Origin of the sequence: Rhizobium sp. SU303 (assembly GCF_021052345.1) — a bacterium.
GTDB classification, from domain to species: Bacteria; Pseudomonadota; Alphaproteobacteria; order Rhizobiales; family Rhizobiaceae; genus Rhizobium; species Rhizobium laguerreae.
Genome location: NZ_CP088095.1, coordinates 1413623 through 1433404, shown reverse-complemented (window position 1 = coordinate 1433404; position 19782 = coordinate 1413623). Strand labels below are relative to the sequence as shown.

Sequence of the window (19782 nt, the reverse complement as noted above, 5' to 3'; positions counted from 1 at the left end):
CCACCGCGGCATTTCAAAATCTCAATCAGCGGTACGGCGAGTCGATCGCGATATTGCGGGCGATTTCGCGCTCCCACCGGTCTCCGTTATCCAGAAGCCGTGCCTTGTCGAAATAGAGCTCTTCGCGGGTTTCCGTCGCAAATTCGAAATTCGGGCCTTCGACGATCGCATCGACCGGGCAGGCTTCCTGGCAGAAGCCGCAATAGATGCACTTCACCATGTCGATGTCGTAGCGCACCGTGCGGCGCGTGCCGTCATTGCGGCGCGGACCGGCTTCGATGGTGATCGCCTGGGCAGGACAGATCGCCTCGCAGAGCTTGCAGGCGATGCAGCGTTCCTCGCCGTTCGGATAACGGCGCAACGCATGCTCGCCGCGGAAACGCGGGGAGACCGGACCCTTTTCGAAAGGATAGTTGATCGTCGCCTTCTGGCGGAAGAAATAGCGCATCGACAGAAAGAACGCGCCGACGAATTCCTTGAGAAACAGCGAGTTGATGGAGCCGGACAAGCTTGCCATCTTCAACCTCCAATTTTGCCGAAAACGAGAGCGGGCAGCATCATGCCCAACCCATCAGTTTCAGCACGAATGCAACGATGACGACCATGGCGAGCGACAGGGGCAGGAAGACCTTCCAGCCGAGGCGCATGAGCTGGTCGTAGCGGTAGCGCGGAACGAAGGCCTTGACCATCGCGAACATGAAGAACACCAGGCAGGCCTTCAGCGTGAACCAGATGATGCCTGGGACCCAGTTGAGGATCCAGATATCGACCGGGGGCAGCCAGCCGCCGAGGAAGAGGATCGTCGTCAGCGCGCACATCAGGCAGACGGCCGCATATTCGCCGAGCATGAACATCATGTATGGCGAGGAGCCGTATTCGACCATGAAGCCGGCGACGAGTTCCGATTCGGCTTCCGGAAGGTCGAAGGGCGGACGGTTCGTCTCGGCGAGTGCCGAAATGAAGAAGATGATGAACATCGGGAAGAGCGACAGCCAGTGCCAGTCGAGGAACGACGCCGGCAGGCCGAGCATGGTGCCGAGGCCGGTATGCTGCGCATTGACGATATCGGTCAGGTTCAGCGAGCCGACGCAGAGAAGCACGGTGACGATGACGAAGCCGATCGAGACTTCATAGGAGACCATCTGCGCCGCCGAACGCAACGCGCCGAGGAACGGATACTTCGAGTTCGAAGCCCAGCCACCCATGATGATGCCGTAAACCTCGAGCGAGGAGATCGCGAAAATATAGAGGATGCCGACATTGATGTTGGCGATCACCCATCCGTCTGCCAGCGGCACCACCGCCCAGGTCGACAGCGCCAGAAGCACCGTCACCAGCGGGGCAAGCAGGAAGACCGCCTTGTTGGCGCCGGCCGGAATGATCGGCTCCTTGAAGACGAACTTCAAAAGATCGGCGAAGGACTGGAACAGGCCGAAGGGACCGACGACGTTCGGGCCGCGGCGCAGCTGCACGGCCGCCCAGATCTTGCGGTCTGCGAGCAGCACGTAGGCGATGAAGACGAGCAGGCAGACGAGAAGCAGCAGCGACTGGCCGACCATGATGATCGCCGGCAAGACATAGCTTGAAAAGAAAGAATCCATAGTCCCCTGCCCTTACTCTGCCGCGACTTTGAAGTTGTTGCGGGCCAATGCCGAGCACTCCGCCATGACAGCCGAGGCACGCGCTATCGGGTTCGTCAAATAGAAGTCTTTCACCGGCGACGCAAACCCGGATTTGTTCATCTTGCCGGCTTTTTTCGCAACTGCGGCAATTTGGGCGCTATCGGTTTCAGCGATCTCGTCGATGGCGGCGAAATGCGGGAAAGCGGCATAAAGCCGGACACGCAATTCGCTGAGCGAATCGAAGGGAAGCTTCTTGCCGAGCACGTCGGAAAGCGCACGGATGATCGCCCAGTCCTCGCGAGCGTCACCCGGCGCAAAACCTGCGCGGTTGCCCATCTGGACGCGGCCTTCGGTGTTGACCCAGGTGCCGGACTTTTCGGTATAGGCTGCCGCCGGCAGGATGACGTCGGCATGATGCGCGCCGTTATCGCCATGCGAGCCGATATAGACGGTGAGCTTGGCCTTCTTGGCAGTGAAGTCGAGTTCGTCTGCACCGAGCAGGAAGAGCACGTCCATCGCCGTCAGCATCTCGGCGGCATTGACGCCCTTGGCGCCCGGCACGAAGCCGAGGTCGAGGCCGCCGACGCGCGACGCTGCGATATGGAGGACGGCAAAACCGTTCCAGCCTTCGGCAACCGCGCCTACCGAGCCGGCGAGTTTGGCAGCACTGGCGAGAACGCCGGCGCCGTCGGTGCGCGAGAGCGCGCCCTGGCCGATGATGATCATCGGCTTGGCGGCATTCTTCAGCACATCCGCGAAGGCGTGGGTACCGTCGATCAGATCCTTCAGCGTGTCCGGACCGCCGCCGAGGTAATCATAGCTGTAGCGCAGTTCACCCGGCTCGCCGATCACGCCGATCGGGAACTTGCCGCGGCGCCAGCGCTTGCGGATGCGGGCGTTGAGGATGGCTGCTTCGAAGCGCGGATTGGCGCCGATGATCAACAGCGCGTCGGCCTGGTCGATGCCCGATATGGTCGGGTTGAAGAGATAGCTTGCACGGCCGAGCGACGGATCGAGTGCCGCCCCGTCCTGGCGACAGTCGAGATTGACCGACCCCAGCGATTTCACCAGTTCGGAGAGTGCATACATTTCCTCGACGGAAGCGAGGTCGCCGGCGACAGCGCCGATCTTGTCGCCCGAGGTGGCGCCGACGGCGGCCTTGATGGCGCCGAAGGCTTCGGCCCAGGTGGCGGGCTGCAGGCGGCCGTCGCGGCGGACATAGGGCCGGTCGAGGCGCTGGGTCTTCAGGCCGTCCCAGATGAAGCGGCTCTTGTCGGAGATCCACTCCTCGTTGATCGCCTCATTGACGCGCGGCAGGATGCGCATGACCTCACGGCCGCGGGTGTCGACGCGGATCGCCGAACCGACGGCATCCATGACGTCGATCGATTCAGTCTTGTTCAATTCCCACGGGCGCGCGGTGAAGGCGAAGGGCTTCGAGGTCAGCGCGCCGACCGGGCAAAGGTCAACGACGTTGCCCTGCAGCTCGGAGGTCATCGCCTGCTCGAGATAGGTGGTGATCTCGGCATCCTCGCCGCGGCCGATCAGGCCGAGTTCGGAAATTCCGGCGACCTCGGTGGTGAAGCGGACGCAGCGCGTGCAGTGGATGCAGCGGTTCATCACCGTCTTGACGAGCGGGCCGATATACTTGTCCTCGACGGCGCGCTTGTCTTCCTGATAGCGCGAGGTGTCGATGCCGAAGGCCATCGCCTGGTCCTGCAGGTCGCATTCGCCGCCCTGGTCGCAGATCGGGCAATCGAGCGGATGGTTGATCAGCAGGAATTCCATCACGCCTTCGCGGGCCTTCTTGACCATCGGGGTGTTGGTGAAGACCTCAGGCAGTTCGCCGTTCGGGCCGCCGCGGATATCGCGCACGCTCATGGCGCAGGAAGCCTGCGGCTTCGGCGGTCCGCCCTTCACCTCGACAAGGCACATGCGGCAATTGCCGGCAACCGACAGGCGCTCATGGAAGCAGAAGCGCGGAACCTCGGCACCGGCATCCTCGCACGCCTGCAACAGCGTGTAATGATCCGGAACTTCGATCTCGTTGCCGTCAATCTTCAGTTTTGCCATCGTCGCTCAGTCCTGTTTCCCGTTTGCCTGATGACGGCAAACAAACCTATTTTTGCAGCACTCTCGTTGCCAAGCCGGATCTTTCGTCCTGCCGACATCTGATGTCGCCCAAATTCTCTGTCGCGCGTTCCAGATCCGGAACCCGCACCGGCATCCTGAGGCCCCCGCCCGTCCGCCGACCTGCCCATCTTTCCGGCCGATTGACACGGCCGGACAGTTCATTTCTTTCTACGGCCCCGTCCTGCCAGAACTTTCGCCTGGCCGGTCCAATCGTCACGGCCGATGCGGCCGTTAAAGCCGAGCTCGGCGTCGAGCCGGGCGATTTCCTCGTCGGTCCAGGCAGCGATCTCGGCGAAGCTGCGAATGCCCTTGGCGTTCAGTACCTGCTCCAGCTTCGGGCCGATGCCGGCGATCAGCTTGAGGTCGTCGGTCTTCCCCCGCGCAACCGGTTTTGCCTTCACGGCCGGCTTTGGCTCGCTGGCCTTCGCTTGGCGGGCTGGCTTCGCCTGGCTGACTGGCTTCGCTTGGCTTACTGGCGTCGGCTCGCCGACCGGCTTGACAACCGTCAGTTTCGGTCCTGCCTTCTGCGCGGCCGGTGGCTTGGTGAACGCCTTCACGACCGGGCGAATATTCTCCGGCCGGATATCGACATCGGGCTTCAGTTCGTCCGGCGGCGTGTCATCGAGGGCGGCAGCGACCTTGCTGGTGGTTTCCAGGGCACTCTGGAAGGCCCCGAAGAAGGCGCCTGCCATCTGGGTCGAGAAACCGAAGCCGATCGCCGTTGCGGCGGCAAAGGCTGCAGCTGGATGCGCCATCAGCGGATGCACCGGCATCGCCCGGGCATTTTCCAGCATCTCGGCAGCAAGACGGCCGAAACCCGCCGCGAAATCGGCGGCTTCTTCGTTTTTCCTACCCTTGGATGCATTGTCCGCCATGATTATTCAGCCGCCTCCAGAACCGCGCCGTGATCAAGCGCGCTCGCCGTATACTGGTCGATGCGCTTTTCGATCTCGGGACGGAAGTTACGGATCAGACCCTGCACCGGCCATGCGGCGGCGTCGCCGAGCGCGCAGATGGTGTGGCCTTCGATCTGCTTCGTCACCTGGAACAGCATGTCGATTTCGCGCTTCTGAGCATTGCCCTTGGCCATGCGCTCCATCACGCGCCACATCCAGCCCGTGCCTTCGCGGCAGGGCGTGCACTGGCCGCAGCTCTCATGCTTGAAGAAGGCGGAGATACGGGCGATCGCCTTGATGACGTCGGTGGACTTGTCCATGACGATCGCGGCCGCCGTACCGAAGGAAGAGCCGACGCCGCGCAGGCCGTCGAAATCCATCGGGCAATCGATGATGTCCTTGGCCGGAACGATCGGGCAGGATGCCCCGCCCGGAATGACGGCAAGCAGGTTGTCCCAGCCGCCGCGGATGCCGCCGGCATGGCGGTCGACCAGTTCGCGGAAGGTGATGCCCATTTCTTCTTCGACCGTGCACGGCTTATTGACGTGGCCGGAGAGCATGAACAGCTTGGTGCCGACATTGTTCGGACGGCCGATGGCCGAGAACCAGCCGGCGCCGCGGCGCAGGATCGTCGGCGCAACAGCGATCGATTCGACGTTATTGACCGTCGTCGGGCAGCCGTAGAGGCCCATATTGGCCGGGAACGGCGGCTTCAGACGCGGCTGGCCCTTCTTGCCTTCGAGGCTTTCAAGCAGCGCGGTTTCCTCGCCGCAAATATAGGCGCCGGCGCCGTGATGGACGAAGATGTCCATGTCCCAGCCGAGCTTGTTGTTCTTGCCGAGCAGGCCGTAATCATAGCATTCGTCGATTGCCGCCTGCAGCGCCTCGCGCTCGCGAATATATTCGCCGCGCACATAGATATAAGCCGCATTGGCACCCATCGCGAAGCTCGCGACGACGCAGCCTTCGATCAGCGTATGCGGATCGTGGCGCATGATGTCGCGGTCCTTGCAGGTGCCGGGCTCCGATTCGTCGGCGTTGACGACGAGGTAATGCGGTCGGCCGTCGCTTTCCTTCGGCATGAAGGACCATTTGAGGCCTGTCGGGAAGCCTGCGCCGCCGCGGCCGCGAAGGCCTGACGCCTTCATCTCGTTGATGATCCAGTCACGGCCCTTTTCGAGGATCTGCTTGGTGCCGTCCCAGTGGCCGCGGCTCATCGCGCCCTTCAGGGACTTGTCCTTGAGGCCGTAGATGTTGGTAAAGATGCGGTCTTTATCTTGTAACATGCTTCACCTCTTACCGCGGCTTCTTGCCGAAGACCTTGATATATTCCGCTTCCCCGCCCTTGGCGAGCGCCTTGGCCTGCTTGACCCAGTCGTCGCGCTCGATGCGACCGCGGAAATTCAGATAGCCGTCGACCCATTCGCGTTCGGCCTTCTTCCAGGACGCGACCTGCGCGAAGGTGAAGATGCCGATTTCGTTCAACGTCGCCTCGATTTTCGGTCCGACACCCGAGATCATCTTCAGATCATCCGGTGCGGCGGGCTTTTCGATGCCGGACGGACGGTTCTTGTCGGTCAGGGCAGGCCTTGCCGCCGGAGCAGCCTCAGCCTTTACGGCCGCTTTCGGCGCCGGTTCGGCGGCCGCAGTGCCTGATATCGGCTGCTGCTCGGCCGCCTTGGCGTTTTTCGCAGCTGCCTTCGGCGCCGTTGCCGGCGTCTTCAGGGCAGCATTGGTCTCTGCATCGGTGCTCTTCGGGCGGGCGGCCTCGGAGGGCGGAACCGGAGCGCGGTCGACTGGGGCCGACACGGTTTCGGCATCGGCCTTCTTGGCGCGCGTCCTTGCCTTCGGCTCTTCGGTCGTCAGCGAGGTCAGGCCGCCTTCAGGCGCCGAAAACACCCGGTCGATCTGGGTGCCGGGCTTGATGCTGGCGCCATTGCCGGCGGCAAAGACGTCGATGATCTCTTCGAGACGCGCGGGCGTCAGGTCCTCATAAGTGTCCTTGCCGATCATCACCATCGGCGCATTGACGCAGGCCCCGAGACATTCGACCTCTTCCCAGGACAGCGTGCCTTCGGCATTGCGCTCGAAGGCATGGGCATGGATCTTGCTCTTGCAGACCGACATCAGCGCTTCCGAGCCGCGCAGCATGCAGGGCGTGGTGCCGCAGACCTGGACATGGGCGCGGGTGCCGACCGGATGCAGCTGGAACTGCGTATAGAAGGTCGCGACCTCAAGCACGCGGATATAGGCCATATCAAGCATGTCGGCGATCTTTTCGATCGCCGCGCGCGTGACCCAGCCGTCCTGCTCCTGCGCCCGCATCAACAGCGGGATGACCGCCGATTGCTGGCGGCCGGCGGGGTATTTCTGGATCGTCTTGTCCGCCCAGACCGCATTCTCATCGCTGAAGGCGAATGCGGCAGGCTGGAATTGATCTTCGGCTAATCGACGAACGGACATTCTTTCTCACGCCTTGTCAGTTTAGGGTTCCACACCGCGAAGCGGTCAAAGACTGCATTTCGCAGGCATAGGCCGACTGGTCTTTTTGCATAAACACTACGAATTTGCTGCCGTTCGGAATGGCAGCCTTGATCTGATAGCCCTTGGACAAAAGCTCGCCCATGGACGATTGCTGCGCCGGCGGCGTCTCTTCCTTGTGGCCCAGCGGCGTGCCGAGGCTATCGGACTCCTGAGCCGAAACCCCGGATGCCGAAAGAAGGATTGCGACGGCCAGCGGCAGAAGCTGCATCAGCGGTCCACCTCGCCGAAGACGATGTCGAGCGAGCCGAGGACGGCCGCGACGTCGGCAAGCTGATGGCCGCGGCACATGAAGTCCATCGCCTGCAGATGGGCATAACCGGGGGCGCGGATCTTGCAGCGATAGGGCCTATTGGTGCCGTCGGAGACGAGATAGACGCCGAATTCGCCTTTCGGCGCCTCGACGGCGGCGTAAACCTCGCCGGCCGGCACATGGTAGCCTTCGGTATAGAGTTTGAAGTGGTGGATCAGCGCTTCCATCGAGCGCTTCATCTCGCCGCGCTTCGGCGGCACGACCTTGCCGTCGATCGACGAGAAAGGACCGGTCTTGGCATCAGAGAGCAGACGGTTGACGCATTGCTTCATGATACGGACCGATTCGCGCATCTCGATCATACGGATCAGATAACGGTCGTAGTTGTCGCCATTCTTGCCGATCGGGATGTCGAATTCGAGATCGGAATAACATTCATAGGGCTGGGCGCGACGCAGATCCCAGGCCGCACCCGAACCACGCACCATGACGCCGGAAAAGCCCCAGGCCCAGCATTCCTCCAGCGAGACGACGCCGATATCGACGTTGCGCTGCTTGAAGATGCGGTTGCCGGTCAACAGGTTGTCGATGTCGTCGAGCGCCTTCAGGAACGGATCGCACCAGGCGCCGATATCCTGCACGAGCTGTTCGGGCAGATCCTGGTGGACGCCGCCCGGACGGATATAAGCGGCATGCATGCGTGAGCCGCTGGCGCGCTCGTAGAACACCATCAGCTTTTCACGCTCTTCGAAGCCCCAGAGCGGCGGCGTCAGCGCGCCAACGTCCATGGCCTGCGTCGTGACGTTCAGGAGGTGCGAAAGGATGCGGCCGATTTCCGAATAGAGAACGCGGATCAGCTGGCCACGAATCGGGATCTCGATGCCGAGCAGCTTTTCGACGGCCATCGCATAGGCATGCTCCTGGTTCATCGGCGCGACGTAGTCGAGGCGATCGAAATAGGGCACGGCCTGAAGATAGGTCTTGGTCTCGATCAGCTTCTCGGTGCCGCGATGCAAAAGGCCGATATGCGGATCGACCCGCTCCACAATTTCGCCGTCAAGCTCCAGGACAAGACGAAGAACGCCGTGCGCCGCCGGATGCTGTGGTCCGAAGTTGATGTTGAAGTTGCGGACGTTATGTTCGGTCATGGCGATCAACTCGCTTAGAGTGAGTAGTGGCTAGTGAGTAGTGATTAGTTTCGACCGTTCACTATTCATCAGCTTTCCGGTGCTGAACGCTTCGAATAAGCGATCCCAGCATCTTTCCAATTTCGTCGCATCGGTCGAGCAATTCGTCCAAGGCCGAGGCTTGAAGAAAGCCAATTCGTCCGGCGATGATCAAATGCGTCTCCAATTCTTTCAACGAGCCCTGAGCGATCTTGAGAAATTGGGCGAACGAGCCTCGATTTTCTCTTCCATAGCCCTTCGCGATATTCGCGGCCACGGAAGCAGAAGATCGTCTAATCTGGCTGGTCAACCCATAAATCTCTTCCCGCGGGAAGGTTCTCGTCACCTCATAACAAACAACAGACAGCTCGATAGCAAATTGCCAGACTTTCAAGTCACGGTAGGAAGTGATTTTCCCGTTCGTCACCCGGATATCTGCCCGCTACTCACTACCGACTATTCACTACTCACTGCTTCGCCTTTTCATCCCCAGGCAGCACATACTCCGTGCCTTCCCAAGGCGACATAAAGTCGAAGTTGCGGAATTCCTGCTTCAGCTCGACCGGCTCGTAAACGACGCGCTTTGCCGCGTCGTCGTAGCGAACCTCGACGAAACCAGTGGTCGGGAAATCCTTGCGCAGCGGATGGCCTTCGAAGCCGTAGTCGGTCAGGATGCGGCGCAGATCCGGATGGCCGGTGAAGAGCACGCCGTACATGTCCCAGGTCTCGCGCTCGAACCAGTCGGCGCCGGGATAGACCGGGCAGGCGGACGGAACCGGCGTATCTTCATCCGTTGCGACCTTGATGCGGATGCGCAGGTTCTTCTTCGGCGACAGCAGGTGGTAGACGACGTCGAAACGCAGCTCGCGCTGCGGCCAGTCGACCCCGCAAATATCGATCAGGTTGACGAAACCGCATTTGGAGTCGTCGCGCAGGAAAGTCAGAAGCGCGACCAGGTTTTCGCCGGTCGTCGTCAGCGTCAGCTCGCCATACTTCATCTGCGATGCGGCGATCAGGTTGCCGCGCGCTTCGCCAAGGTAGGACGCAAGCTCAGTCAGGGCTTCACTCATATGCCTTGTCCTTAACCCTTAGCGTTCGATCGTGCCGGTACGCCGGATCTTCTTCTGCAGCAGAAGCACGCCGTAAAGCAGCGCCTCTGCCGTGGGGGGACAGCCCGGCACGTAGATGTCGATCGGCACGATGCGGTCACAGCCGCGCACCACCGAATAGGAATAGTGATAATAGCCGCCACCATTGGCGCAGGAGCCCATCGAGATGACATAACGCGGCTCGGGCATCTGGTCATAGACCTTGCGCAGCGCCGGCGCCATCTTGTTGGTCAGCGTGCCGGCGACGATCATCACGTCGGACTGGCGCGGCGAAGCGCGCGGTGCAAAACCGAAGCGCTCGACATCGTAGCGCGGCATCGACAGCTGCATCATTTCGACGGCGCAGCAGGCAAGACCGAAGGTCATCCACATCAGCGAGCCCGTGCGGGCCCAGTTGATCAGCTCATCGGTCGAGGTGACGAGAAAACCCTTGTCGGCGAGCTCGTTATTGATCTCACCGAAAAATGGGTCGTTGCTGCCGATCGGCTTGCCGGTCGAGGGATCGATGATCCCCTTCGGCTGCTGTGCGACGAGCGGCTGATTGCTCACAGGGGCTACTCCCATTCCAGGGCTCCCTTCTTCCATTCATAGATAAAGCCGATGGTCAGCACGAGAAGGAAGACCATCATGGACCAGAAGCCGAACCAGCCAATGGCGCCGAAGGAGACGGCCCAGGGGAAGAGGAAGGCGACTTCGAGGTCGAAGATGATGAAGAGGATCGACACGAGGTAGAAGCGGATGTCGAACTTCATGCGGGCGTCGTCGAAAGCGTTGAAGCCGCATTCGTAAGCCGAGAGCTTTTCCGAATCGGGCGCTTTGAAAGCCACGGCGAACGGCGCAATGAGCAGCGCCAGGCCGATAACGAGCGCAATAGCAATGAAGATAGCGATCGGAATATAAGAACTGAGCAGTTCAGTCATCATGTTCATCCCTGCTTGCCGGTGACGCCAGGCGGCGCATTTGGGCAAATGCCCGGCAAGCGAACGTGCGTTGCAACAAGCCGTGGTTAGCGCAGCCGAGGCCCCGGCGCAAGACTTTTACAGAGGCAATTCGACGCGTGTCGCGCGGACATTATCAAGCAGATGCAACGATGTCGCGACAAATCCGTGCAAGCCGTTTGAACCTGCATGCCTGACCACTGGAAACTGCATAGCTTTCGGAAGAAATGGCGCGAGTGACGGGGCTCGAACCCGCGACCTCCGGCGTGACAGGCCGGCACTCTAACCGACTGAGCTACACCCGCGCATTGATCGGCCATTTTGCGGCCGCGAGGATAAAGAGAACCGGACAAACGACAAATCGCATTTGCGTTTTACAAGACTTGAAATGGCGCGAGTGACGGGGCTCGAACCCGCGACCTCCGGCGTGACAGGCCGGCACTCTAACCAACTGAGCTACACCCGCAATTCATTTCAAGCAGTCCGGATGCCTTCGCACCCTCTCCAAAACGGCTGCCCGTTTCGATGAGCGGCTAACTACGGGGTTCGCCTTTTAGTGTCAAGCAGGTTTGGAGACAAAACCATGACAGTCCGCGAATTGTTTCGGTGGGTCGGGTGCCAGACGAACAAAAGCCGGCACTTCCGTCTTCCGCGGCGGTGCTCAGGTGCCGACACAGTGCCTTCGAAACGGACATGCCCGCCGCCCGCCCCTCACTTTTTTACACCCGCGCCGGGCCTGAGCGGCATTGCCAGACACGGGACCACCACCAAAAAAATCAAAAAATCTTCACAAACACTCTTGCGGTTTTGCCGCGATCCGCATAGATCACGGCCACCAACGCGACAGGCCGATCCGGCTTCGTTTGCGATGGGCGATTAGCTCAGTTGGTAGAGCGCCTCGTTTACACCGAGGATGTCGGCGGTTCGAGTCCGTCATCGCCCACCATTTCCAAACATTCCTGCTGCTTGTTCATCAGATTAGGCTTCCGAATTAGCTCGCTAATCCGGCCAGTATCTGCGCAAGGTGTTTTGTCAGGAGACACCTCATGAAAACCGTTGCCTTCATCTCTACGCTGCTTCTCGCAGGCGTGGCTGCGCCGCCGTGCATTGCCAAAGAGCCGGCACTCGAGGTTTTCCTGTCTGCCGGGGACCAGACGATGACGACCTCGGGGGAAACCCCGGCGCGTGAAGCCAGGACCTATCTCCTGAGAATGCCGTCAGATCTGCCGATTAATTTTTCGGTCGATGCAGACAATTCAGCCTGCAGCCTGGAAATCAAGAAAACCAGCCAGCGCGGCGTCTTAAGCACAATCAGCCGATTCCCCGCATCTTTCAAAGACAGCGGTCAAAGCGGCGATGAATATACGTTTTCGTTTTTCCAAAACCGCGTTTCATTTATGAGCGGCGCCCGATGCGCCTTCTCATTTTCTCTAACGCAGATGTGACCATGTGTTTGGGGTGATGGGCATGCCTTGCCGCGCGCATACCCTCCAATTCATGCCTTCGCCAATTCCTTCTCCACCGCCGAAACCAGCCGCGAATCGTCGGCCGTCACATCGGGCGCGAATCGGGCAACGACTTTGCCGTCGCGGCCGATCAGGAATTTTTCGAAATTCCAGAGGATATCGTCCTCATCGCCGCCTGTCATGCCATGGGATTTCAGGCGTTCGCGCATTGGTCCGTCACCCGTCGTCGCGACACCCGACTTGGTCAGCTGCCGGTAAAGCGGGTGCTGGGCCTCGCCCTTGACCGAGATCTTCGAGAAGATCGGGAAGGTGACGTCGTAGGTGCTGGTGCAGAAATCGAGGATCTCGGCGTCGGTGCCGGGCTCCTGGCCCTTGAAGTCGTTGGCGGGAAAGGCGGCGATGACGAAGCCGCGCTCGCGCTTTTCCCCATAGAGCTTTTCCAGCCCGTCATACTGCGGGGTTAGCCCGCATTTCGAGGCGACGTTAACGATCAGAATCACCCTGCCCTTGTATTCGTTGAGCGTCATTTGACGACCATCCACAGTCTTGACCGGGATATCCAGTACATTACCCGTCACGGGAACCTCCAATTTTGTAAGGATATGTTTCGCCAAGCTTAGCGATATCGCCGCTGTTGTCATCAGCGTCGGGATCAACTTGGCTTCCACAGGACGCCGGTGCGGCTTCCGGCCGCACCGGGCCTCAGCACCTCAGGCGGGAGACGTTTCCTTCACGTCGTCGAGCAGGAAGTGCACGACGAGATAATCCGTCTTGTAATGGCGGCCACTGTCCGACACAGAATCGACGCTACCGCCGTCCTTCGGATGCCAGGGATGATAGTGGGGGTTGGTGGTGATCAGCGTAATGGCCTTGCCATCTCTTTCGCCAAGCCGGAAGCGCATCTCGGCGAGCGGCCAGATCCGCTCGTAATCCTGCATGGTGATTCGCGCCTTCAGCGCCTTGCGCTGCAGCGGCGCTTCGCCGGCCTCGGCTGGTGTTTCCAACACCACCTCCTCAGCTCCGCTGATGATGGCGTTGAATTCTTCAGGCCACATGCGTCTCATGAAATCGCTCCTCCCGAGGCTTTTTCGTCAGTTCACAGATGGAACTTAGCGGTTTGTTCGAAAGAAGCAAATTCCTGTCATGCGGTTGTCATCGGTGCCGGCTGCTCCTACCTTCCCGTCAAACCGCATCAGGGCCGTCAGTCGCCCGCAATCCCGAGATCAAGATGAAGACACGTGAAGAAAGGCAGGCGCTCCGGGCGAGCATGCCGCGCACCCCGCTCAGCGCCCATCATATGGAAAACGCCCGGCTGCTGCCGGATCGGGGCGAGCTGCTCTACCGGATTCCGAACGGCGGCATTGGCGTCGAGGTGGGAGCGGCCTTTGGCGAATATACGGCGGAGATCCTGGAAAAGAACCGACCGGCACAGCTCTATCTCATCGATCCCTGGTCGATGGATCGCTACAGTTCCGGGCTCGACTCGATCCACACGAATTTCGCGGCCGAGATCGAGGCCGGCCGGCTGCACCTGATGCAGGGCACATCGCTCGAGAAGCTTGCCGAATTCGAGGACGATTTCCTCGACTGGGCCTATATCGATACCGATCATTCCTTCGAGCTCACCTGGCAGGAACTCCTGCTCTGCGAAAAAAAGGTGAAGCGGACGGGGCGTATTGCCGGGCATGATTTCTGCACCGGCAATACGGTCAAGCCGATCGTCTACGGCGTCGTCGAGGCGGTTACCAAATTCTGCAAGGATTACGGCTGGCAATTCGAGTTCCTGACGGTCGAATCACACGCGCATTTTTCCTATTGCCTGAAGCGGCTCTGATCAGTCTAAAGCGCGGCGCGATCTTTCAGATTCGCTTCACGCGCTTTAGGTCTTTGGTTTCGCGCATGTCTTTACCGCAAAACCGCTGCAGACTTTTGCGTGACATGCTTTACGCTTGGCCGGAATATTGCTCGTCGCTGACCTTTTCCATCCAGTCGACGTGATTGCCGTCCAGCGCCTCATGAATGGCGATGTGCGTCATCGCCGTATCCGGGGCAGCACCGTGCCAATGTTTTTCGCCCGGCGCGAACCAGACGGTATCGCCGGCACGGATCTCGCGGATGTCCCCACCCCAACTCTGAGCGAGGCCCTTGCCTGATGTCACGATCAGAGTCTGGCCGAGCGGATGCGTATGCCAGGCGGTGCGGGCACCGGGTTCGAAGGTGACGGAGACCGCCCTCGCCCGTGCCGGCGCCGGTGTTTCCATCAGCGGATCCTGGCGAACGGCGCCGGTGAAATAGTCGGCCGGTGGCTTTGTCGAGGGGCGAGAGCCGACGGGTTTGATCTCCATGATCTTTCCTTTTCCATCCATACGGTTGAAGCCTTGTAGCAGAACGATATTTCATCGGGGCGACCAATCAAAGCCGGATCGACAATTGCCGCAAAGTCACACGGCTGATAGTGCCAGTGTCTTTCATCAGCGCGTCGCATCTTGCTTGAATCATGCGACGCGCTTTGGCTCTTTGTTTTTATGCATGCCGTTGTTCCCGTACACGTCCGGGCGACATGCAGTAGGGAGGATTTTTCATGAAACACCATGCTTTCGGCCGGATGCCCTTCACCGTCACCAATGTCGGCTTCGGCGCCTGGCAGATCGGCGGCTCCTGGGGCGATATCAGCGAGGCCGACGGACGCGCGGCGCTGAATGCCGCACTCGATGCCGGCATGACATTCATCGATACGGCCGATGTCTATGGCGACGGCCGCTCGGAAAAGATCATCGCCGACGTGCTGAAGACGCGCGGCGGCGCCCGCCCGATGGTCGCCACCAAGGCGGGGCGCCGCCTCAACCCGCATGTCGCCGAAGGCTACACAAAGGCTAATCTCGAAGGCTTTATCGACCGCAGCCTGACGAATCTTGCCGTCGACAGCCTCGACCTCGTGCAGCTCCACTGCCCGCCGCGCGACGCGCTTTACCAGCCTGAGATCTTCGAGAGCCTGAACGCGCTGCAGAAGGCCGGCAAGATCAAGGGTTACGGCGTCAGCGTCGAAAAGGTCGAAGACGGGCTGAAGGCGATCGAATATCCCGGCGTCGTCAGCATCCAGATCATCTACAACATCTTCCGCCAGCGCCCCGACCACCTCTTCTTCCAGGAAGCGCGCCGCAGGAATGTGGCGATCATCGCCCGTGTGCCGCTCGCCAGCGGTCTTCTCTCCGGCAAGATCACCCGGGACACACATTTTGCCAGCGACGACCACCGCAATTTCAACCGCAACGGCGAGGCCTTCGATGTCGGCGAGACCTTTGCCGGCGTTCCCTTCGAGGTCGGCCTGCAGGCGGTGGAAGAGGTGCGCAAGCTGGTGCCCGAGGGCACGACGATGGCTGCCTTCGCGCTCCGCTGGATTCTGATGAGCGACGCTGTCACCGTCGTCATCCCCGGCGCCCGCAATGCCGAGCAGGCCAGGGCCAACGCGGCTGCCGCCGACCTTGCGCCGCTGTCAGCCGATGTCATGGCGGCAACGCGCGAGATCTATGAGCGGCTGATCGCGCCGCATGTGCACCAGCGCTGGTAGGCCATCGATATTCTAAAATGCAAATGGCCGAAAGGCAAAATGGCCGGGTTGTCGCCCGGCCATTTTTCTGTCGTGTAACTATCAGAAGCTCAGTTCGTGGCGGTCAGGTCGACCGGGAAGAACAGGGTCTCGCCGGAGGAGTCGCTGACGCCGTCATTGTCGGTGACCGCGTAGGGCTTGCCCGACGCGTCGAAAGTGAAGCCTTCGAGCTTGTCCAGCACATAGCCGTTGGTGGCAGACTTCAGCTCACCGAGGAAGTCATGGGCTTGGGTCTTCTTGACGACCGGCAGCTCGCCGCCGAGCTTGGCGGGCTTCAGCTCCGATATCGCCACCTTGTAAAGCTTCTTCAGCCTGGCGGCATCGCCGACGAGGTTGTCGCGCTCGATGATGTAGACACTGTCGCCCTGTGCCGAGATCTCGGACAGGCCGACCCAGCCGCTTTCCGTCTTGTCGAGCGGATAGCGAACGGCACCCCATTCCTTCTTCTTCGGATTGTAGGAGACGAGCTTGACGAAGCCCTTCTCGTCGTCGCTCCACTCACGCTGGACCGCCATCCAGAGCGTGGTGTCGTCGCCGGTGCCGACAATGGTCACGCCTTCGAAGCCGTAGCGGATTTCGTTGGCGACGAGCTCCTTCGGCAGGGCGATCTCGGCCTTGATGTCGCCCTTGGCGTTGACGTTGTAGAGTGCGTGCGGGACGAGACGCTCGCTGTAGCCTTCCGAGGCGAGCCAGAAGGAGCCGCCGGCGGCAGCCGCGATGCCTTCGATGTCGAGCTTCTGGGCCGGGGCGCCGTCACGCTTGACGACGAGGGCGTCGGTGATGACGGCCGGCTTCTTGCTGGCGTCGATCGTATAGATGGTCGGCTGCGAACCGAGAACACTGTCGCTGACGGCATAGAGCATGCCCGGCTTGCCGGGAACCGCGGCGAGACCCGAAAGGGCTGCGAAGCCGATCGGGTTGCCGTCCTTTTCAGCGGAGACGATCTGCGGATAGGCCTTCTCGCCTTCCGAGCGCTCGTAGATCATCACATGCGAGCGCGTGCCGCCGTCCTTGCCGAGATCGACCTCGTTGGCGGTCGCAAAGAGATTGCGGGCGGGAATGGCGATCGCGCCTTCCGGCGAAATGCCTGATGGCAGCAGCTGGACGAGTTCGGGATCAGCGCCGGTATCCTTATAGACGCCGACCACCGAGGCGCGCTCTGCGAGCAGGAAGAAATACTTGATGTCGCCGAACTTGGCGGCTTCGAGGCCTTCCGGCTCGACGCCCTTCGATCCCGAGCGGCTTTCCGGATAGTGGCCGATATGGGCGACGGCGCGTTCGAAGGAGGCGCCCGATTCGTAGAGAAGCTTGCCCGTCTTGTCGAAGATGGTGAAGCCGCGCGAGCCGCCCTGGTAGTCGCCTTCATTGGCGACGACGAGGCGGTTGTCGTCCAGCCACTTCACGGCGTCGGGCTCGCGCAGCACGCCTTTGGCTTCGCCTGAGAATTTCAGGGCACCGTCACGCTTGGTGTCAATACCGGTGAGATCGACGCTGCCGGCGGAGAAATGCGTCTTCACTTCAGCCGTGTTGGCGTCGATGATGACGATCTCGTTGTTTTCCTGCAGCGTCAGGGCAATCTCGTTCAGGCTGTTGAAGGCGACGAATTCCGGCTCCGGATCCTCCGGGGCGACGCCGGTAAGCCCGGTCAGCGCCACGTGCTTGATGGTGCCGCAATCGACGGTGCCGTTCTTGACCTGGAAGACGACGAGGTCGCCGGCCGGCATCTGCGGGATCTTGCCGTCATTGACGTCTTCGTCGCGCTCGTTTTCGATCGCTATGGCGCCGAGCGTTTTGTCCTTGTTGAGGGCGATCGAATCCGGCTGACCGTCGAGATCGCACGTGCTTTCGATCTTCTTGCTCGCCACGTCGACGATCGCCAGACGGCCCGAGGGCTTCGCCTTGCTTTCGGAGGTGTTGACGGCAACGAGCGCCTTGCCGGCGCTCGAGGTGACCGAAGTCGGCTCGCCGTCCATCATCAGCGCGCCGCCGGCCTTCGGGGCCTTGGCATCTGTAATGTCGATAAAGCCGATCGCGCCAAGCGGGCTGTCACTATAGATCAGCGTGTTGCCGTCGTCGGTCGCGGTGATGATTTCGGCGGAGCTCACCGAAAGCTTGTCCTTATCAACAGGCAGGTTCTCTGCGACCGGGAAGGACGCGATGCGGTTGAAAACCGGCTCGGCCGCGGCCGGAAAGGCAACGGATGTAAGAAGCACGGCAGCAAGAGCTGCCTTGCGCGATGAAATGGTCATGAAATCCCCCATGTGTCGAACATTCGAAACAGGAGTTTTCTGCGGGAGCGGCATGACAGAGGCATGACAGATGCGGCATTTTGCGTCAGATCATGTCAGGCTGGTTTGCGCTCCCTGCGCATCTCGTTTCGCATGATGAACAGCGAAGCAGACAGGATGAGAGCCGCTCCCACCCAGAGGTAACCCGCCGGCGCATAGCCAAAGAACAGCCAACCGGCCAGCACGTTCAACGGCAGCTTCAGATCGTCGAACGGCTGGACGTAGGCGGCATCCGCTGCAGCATAGGCGAGCGTCAGGAAATACTGCGCTACGGCAGTCAGCAGCCCCGCCAGCAGGAACAGGGCAAGGGTTGCGCCTGTCGGCACTGCAAAGCCCGCCGCAAGCGCCAACCCGCCATTTATCGGCGTCAGCAGAACGAGCAGCCAGACGGTGATCGTCTCCGGCCGTTCGATGCCCGTCAGGCTCTTGGTGATCAGCGACGAGGCGCCCCACAGCAGCGCCGAAAGCACCGGCAAGAGAGCCGCCCAGCCAAAACCATCAGACCATGGCTGCAGAATGATCATCGCTCCGGTGAAGCCGGCCGCCGTAGCTGCCCAGCGGGCCGGGCCGACGCGCTCACCCAGAAAAAGGCGGGCACCCAGAATGATGAAGAAGGGCGAGGTCATCACCAGTGCGATCGCCTGCCAGATCGGCACTACGGACAGGCCGGCGACCCAGGCCTCGACGCCGAGCGCGGCAAGCGCGACGCGCGCGAGGTGGCGCCAGGGATAGCGCGTGCGCATTGCTGCGAGACCGAGCCTCTTCAGGAGCGGCAGCGAAAACAGGAAGGCGAAGCCATATTGCCAAAACGCTGCCGACGCCGAGGGAAAGCCTAGCTTCATCGTCAGCCATTGGGTGACGACGTTTAGAAGCGAAAAGGCAATGCCGGCAAGCACCATCCAGAGGGCGCCGACAAGGGCGCGGGATGGCTCGACTGCAAGGGAAGTCTGATTCATGTCTTTCATCCATAAAAGGGACCAACATAAATCAGGACGCATGAACTCCGACCAAGCGGCGCAGGGCAACCCCTGCCCTTCGCACGGCCGACGCTCATTCTCTTCCATCCGGACTTTAACCGTCGGCTCCGGAATCGCACCGGATCTGCTGACCCCTCCCCCGCTTGGCACGAGGAAAGGCGCTCGCGGGCTCGAGCCGAAACCCTTACCGCCGGTGGGGAGTTTCACCCCGCCCTGAGAACAGAAACGTCGTAGATCAAAGCCCGCGCGGCGGCAAGAGTGCTCTAGATCCTGATGATTTTAGGCCGGATCGGCCTAAAATCTGAATCCGAATCTAAATCAAAAAGTAGAGCATGATGTCGTCCGAAAACCGCTCACACTTTTCGGCATCATGCCCTAACGCAAAAGGGGTCCGGCAAAGCCGAACCCCTCTCAAATCCTGCACAGCCGGTCTCGTTTCCGGCTGGTGGATAATCTCAGATCAGCCGTTGACGGCGTCCTTCAGGCCCTTGCCGGGCGTGAATTTCGGAACGTTGCGAGCCGGAATGTCGACTTCAGCGCCCGTCGACGGGTTACGGCCCTTCGATGCGGCACGATGAGAAACGGTGAAGCTGCCGAAACCCGCGAGGCGGATGTCGCCCTTCTTCTTGAGTTCAGCCTGGACAACGTCAAAAACCGCGTCAACAGCGGAAGCCGCGTCAGACTTCGTCAGTCCTGCCTTTTCGGCTACTGCGGACACGAGTTCATTCTTGTTCATGTTTCCACCCCTTTCTAAATGGTATGAAACGACTCAAAAGTAAGCTAGGC

Annotated in this window: 21 protein-coding genes, 3 tRNA genes and 1 riboswitch; of the genes, 4 read left to right on the top strand and 20 right to left on the bottom strand. The window is 60.7% G+C overall.

The genetic code is table 11. From position 1 onward, the window contains the following. Positions 1–25 precede the first annotated feature (25 nt). The 14 genes from nuoI to RlegSU303_RS07090 form a co-directional block, all read right to left on the bottom strand. Complete coding sequence (gene nuoI / locus RlegSU303_RS07155; RefSeq protein ID WP_017959943.1) at positions 26–517, bottom strand: NADH-quinone oxidoreductase subunit NuoI; 492 nt, start codon at positions 515–517, stop codon at positions 26–28. Positions 518–557: 40 nt separating this feature from the next. Continuing rightward, on the bottom strand, positions 558–1601 hold the full coding sequence (gene nuoH / locus RlegSU303_RS07150; RefSeq protein ID WP_017959942.1) for an NADH-quinone oxidoreductase subunit NuoH: 1044 nt from the start codon (positions 1599–1601) through the stop codon (positions 558–560). Between the two features lie 12 nt (positions 1602–1613). Next, positions 1614–3695, bottom strand: coding sequence for an NADH-quinone oxidoreductase subunit NuoG (nuoG, locus tag RlegSU303_RS07145; RefSeq protein WP_231283608.1), 2082 nt, complete (start codon positions 3693–3695; stop codon positions 1614–1616). Positions 3696–3913: 218 nt separating this feature from the next. Beyond that, positions 3914–4630, bottom strand: a complete 717-nt coding sequence (locus RlegSU303_RS07140; RefSeq protein ID WP_131644739.1) for a 5' DNA nuclease — start codon at positions 4628–4630, stop codon at positions 3914–3916. Between the two features lie 2 nt (positions 4631–4632). Next, positions 4633–5937: an NADH-quinone oxidoreductase subunit NuoF gene (gene nuoF / locus RlegSU303_RS07135; RefSeq protein WP_003558451.1), complete on the bottom strand. Its 1305-nt coding sequence runs from the start codon at positions 5935–5937 to the stop codon at positions 4633–4635. Between the two features lie 10 nt (positions 5938–5947). Then, positions 5948–7114: an NADH-quinone oxidoreductase subunit E gene (locus RlegSU303_RS07130; RefSeq protein ID WP_131622280.1), complete on the bottom strand. Its 1167-nt coding sequence runs from the start codon at positions 7112–7114 to the stop codon at positions 5948–5950. 16 nt (positions 7115–7130) lie between these two features. Further along, positions 7131–7403, bottom strand: coding sequence for a hypothetical protein (locus tag RlegSU303_RS07125; RefSeq protein ID WP_025394095.1), 273 nt, complete (start codon positions 7401–7403; stop codon positions 7131–7133). Next, positions 7403–8593 carry an NADH-quinone oxidoreductase subunit D gene (locus RlegSU303_RS07120; protein WP_018069465.1) on the bottom strand — a complete coding sequence of 397 codons (1191 nt, stop codon included), beginning with the start codon at positions 8591–8593 and terminating at the stop codon, positions 7403–7405. Before RlegSU303_RS07120 ends, RlegSU303_RS07125 begins: the two co-directional genes overlap by 1 nt. A 61-nt stretch (positions 8594–8654) precedes the next feature. Then, the gene (locus RlegSU303_RS07115) at positions 8655–9038 is read right to left on the bottom strand and encodes a four helix bundle protein (RefSeq protein WP_151519404.1); all 384 of its coding nucleotides are present in this window, start codon (positions 9036–9038) and stop codon (positions 8655–8657) included. Positions 9039–9078: 40 nt separating this feature from the next. After that, positions 9079–9681: an NADH-quinone oxidoreductase subunit C gene (locus RlegSU303_RS07110; protein WP_094086266.1), complete on the bottom strand. Its 603-nt coding sequence runs from the start codon at positions 9679–9681 to the stop codon at positions 9079–9081. Between the two features lie 18 nt (positions 9682–9699). After that, the gene (locus RlegSU303_RS07105; RefSeq protein WP_003547368.1) at positions 9700–10284 is read right to left on the bottom strand and encodes a NuoB/complex I 20 kDa subunit family protein; all 585 of its coding nucleotides are present in this window, start codon (positions 10282–10284) and stop codon (positions 9700–9702) included. Beyond that, the gene (locus RlegSU303_RS07100) at positions 10275–10640 is read right to left on the bottom strand and encodes an NADH-quinone oxidoreductase subunit A (RefSeq protein WP_010055493.1); all 366 of its coding nucleotides are present in this window, start codon (positions 10638–10640) and stop codon (positions 10275–10277) included. The genes RlegSU303_RS07105 and RlegSU303_RS07100 overlap by 10 nt, the downstream gene beginning before the upstream one ends. Before the next feature lie 246 nt (positions 10641–10886). Next, positions 10887–10963: transfer RNA gene (locus tag RlegSU303_RS07095), tRNA-Asp, on the bottom strand. An 84-nt stretch (positions 10964–11047) separates the two neighbouring features. Next, positions 11048–11124 (bottom strand) — tRNA-Asp (locus tag RlegSU303_RS07090). Between the two features lie 404 nt (positions 11125–11528). Here RlegSU303_RS07090 and RlegSU303_RS07085 point away from each other — a divergent pair. Together RlegSU303_RS07085 and RlegSU303_RS07080 are read left to right on the top strand one after the other, a co-directional pair. Further along, positions 11529–11604 (top strand) — tRNA-Val (locus RlegSU303_RS07085). Between the two features lie 100 nt (positions 11605–11704). Continuing rightward, a complete protein-coding gene (locus tag RlegSU303_RS07080) occupies positions 11705–12103 on the top strand; it encodes a hypothetical protein (protein WP_094086267.1) in 399 nt (132 codons plus the stop codon). Between the two features lie 50 nt (positions 12104–12153). On the opposite strand, the gene RlegSU303_RS07075 is transcribed toward RlegSU303_RS07080, so the two are convergent. Both RlegSU303_RS07075 and RlegSU303_RS07070 read right to left on the bottom strand, forming a co-directional pair. Beyond that, positions 12154–12702 (bottom strand): glutathione peroxidase, encoded by a 549-nt coding sequence (locus tag RlegSU303_RS07075; RefSeq protein WP_065279569.1) that lies wholly within the window; start codon positions 12700–12702, stop codon positions 12154–12156. A 132-nt stretch (positions 12703–12834) separates the two neighbouring features. Further along, positions 12835–13188: a hypothetical protein gene (locus RlegSU303_RS07070; protein ID WP_027665360.1), complete on the bottom strand. Its 354-nt coding sequence runs from the start codon at positions 13186–13188 to the stop codon at positions 12835–12837. A gap of 164 nt (positions 13189–13352) precedes the next feature. On the opposite strand from RlegSU303_RS07070, the gene RlegSU303_RS07065 reads away from it, so the two are divergent. Then, on the top strand, positions 13353–13958 hold the full coding sequence (locus RlegSU303_RS07065; protein WP_011651366.1) for a class I SAM-dependent methyltransferase: 606 nt from the start codon (positions 13353–13355) through the stop codon (positions 13956–13958). A 109-nt stretch (positions 13959–14067) separates the two neighbouring features. Here the strand turns inward: RlegSU303_RS07065 and RlegSU303_RS07060 are convergent, their stop codons facing one another. After that, complete coding sequence (locus RlegSU303_RS07060; protein ID WP_029872851.1) at positions 14068–14469, bottom strand: (R)-mandelonitrile lyase; 402 nt, start codon at positions 14467–14469, stop codon at positions 14068–14070. A 236-nt stretch (positions 14470–14705) separates the two neighbouring features. Here RlegSU303_RS07060 and RlegSU303_RS07055 point away from each other — a divergent pair, with 236 nt between their 5' ends. Next, the gene (locus tag RlegSU303_RS07055; protein ID WP_131630118.1) at positions 14706–15692 is read left to right on the top strand and encodes an aldo/keto reductase; all 987 of its coding nucleotides are present in this window, start codon (positions 14706–14708) and stop codon (positions 15690–15692) included. An 89-nt stretch (positions 15693–15781) separates the two neighbouring features. Here RlegSU303_RS07055 and RlegSU303_RS07050 read toward each other — a convergent pair whose 3' ends face one another. From RlegSU303_RS07050 to hupB, 3 genes are all read right to left on the bottom strand, one after another. Then, on the bottom strand, positions 15782–17992 hold the full coding sequence (locus tag RlegSU303_RS07050; protein WP_231283607.1) for an esterase-like activity of phytase family protein: 2211 nt from the start codon (positions 17990–17992) through the stop codon (positions 15782–15784). 83 nt (positions 17993–18075) lie between these two features. After that, positions 18076–18984, bottom strand: coding sequence for a riboflavin transporter RibN (ribN, locus tag RlegSU303_RS07045; RefSeq protein WP_432431676.1), 909 nt, complete (start codon positions 18982–18984; stop codon positions 18076–18078). 83 nt (positions 18985–19067) lie between these two features. Next, a riboswitch (FMN riboswitch) is annotated at positions 19068–19221 on the bottom strand. A gap of 235 nt (positions 19222–19456) precedes the next feature. Continuing rightward, complete coding sequence (hupB, locus tag RlegSU303_RS07040) at positions 19457–19732, bottom strand: DNA-binding protein HupB (RefSeq protein WP_231283606.1); 276 nt, start codon at positions 19730–19732, stop codon at positions 19457–19459. Positions 19733–19782 lie beyond the last annotated feature (50 nt).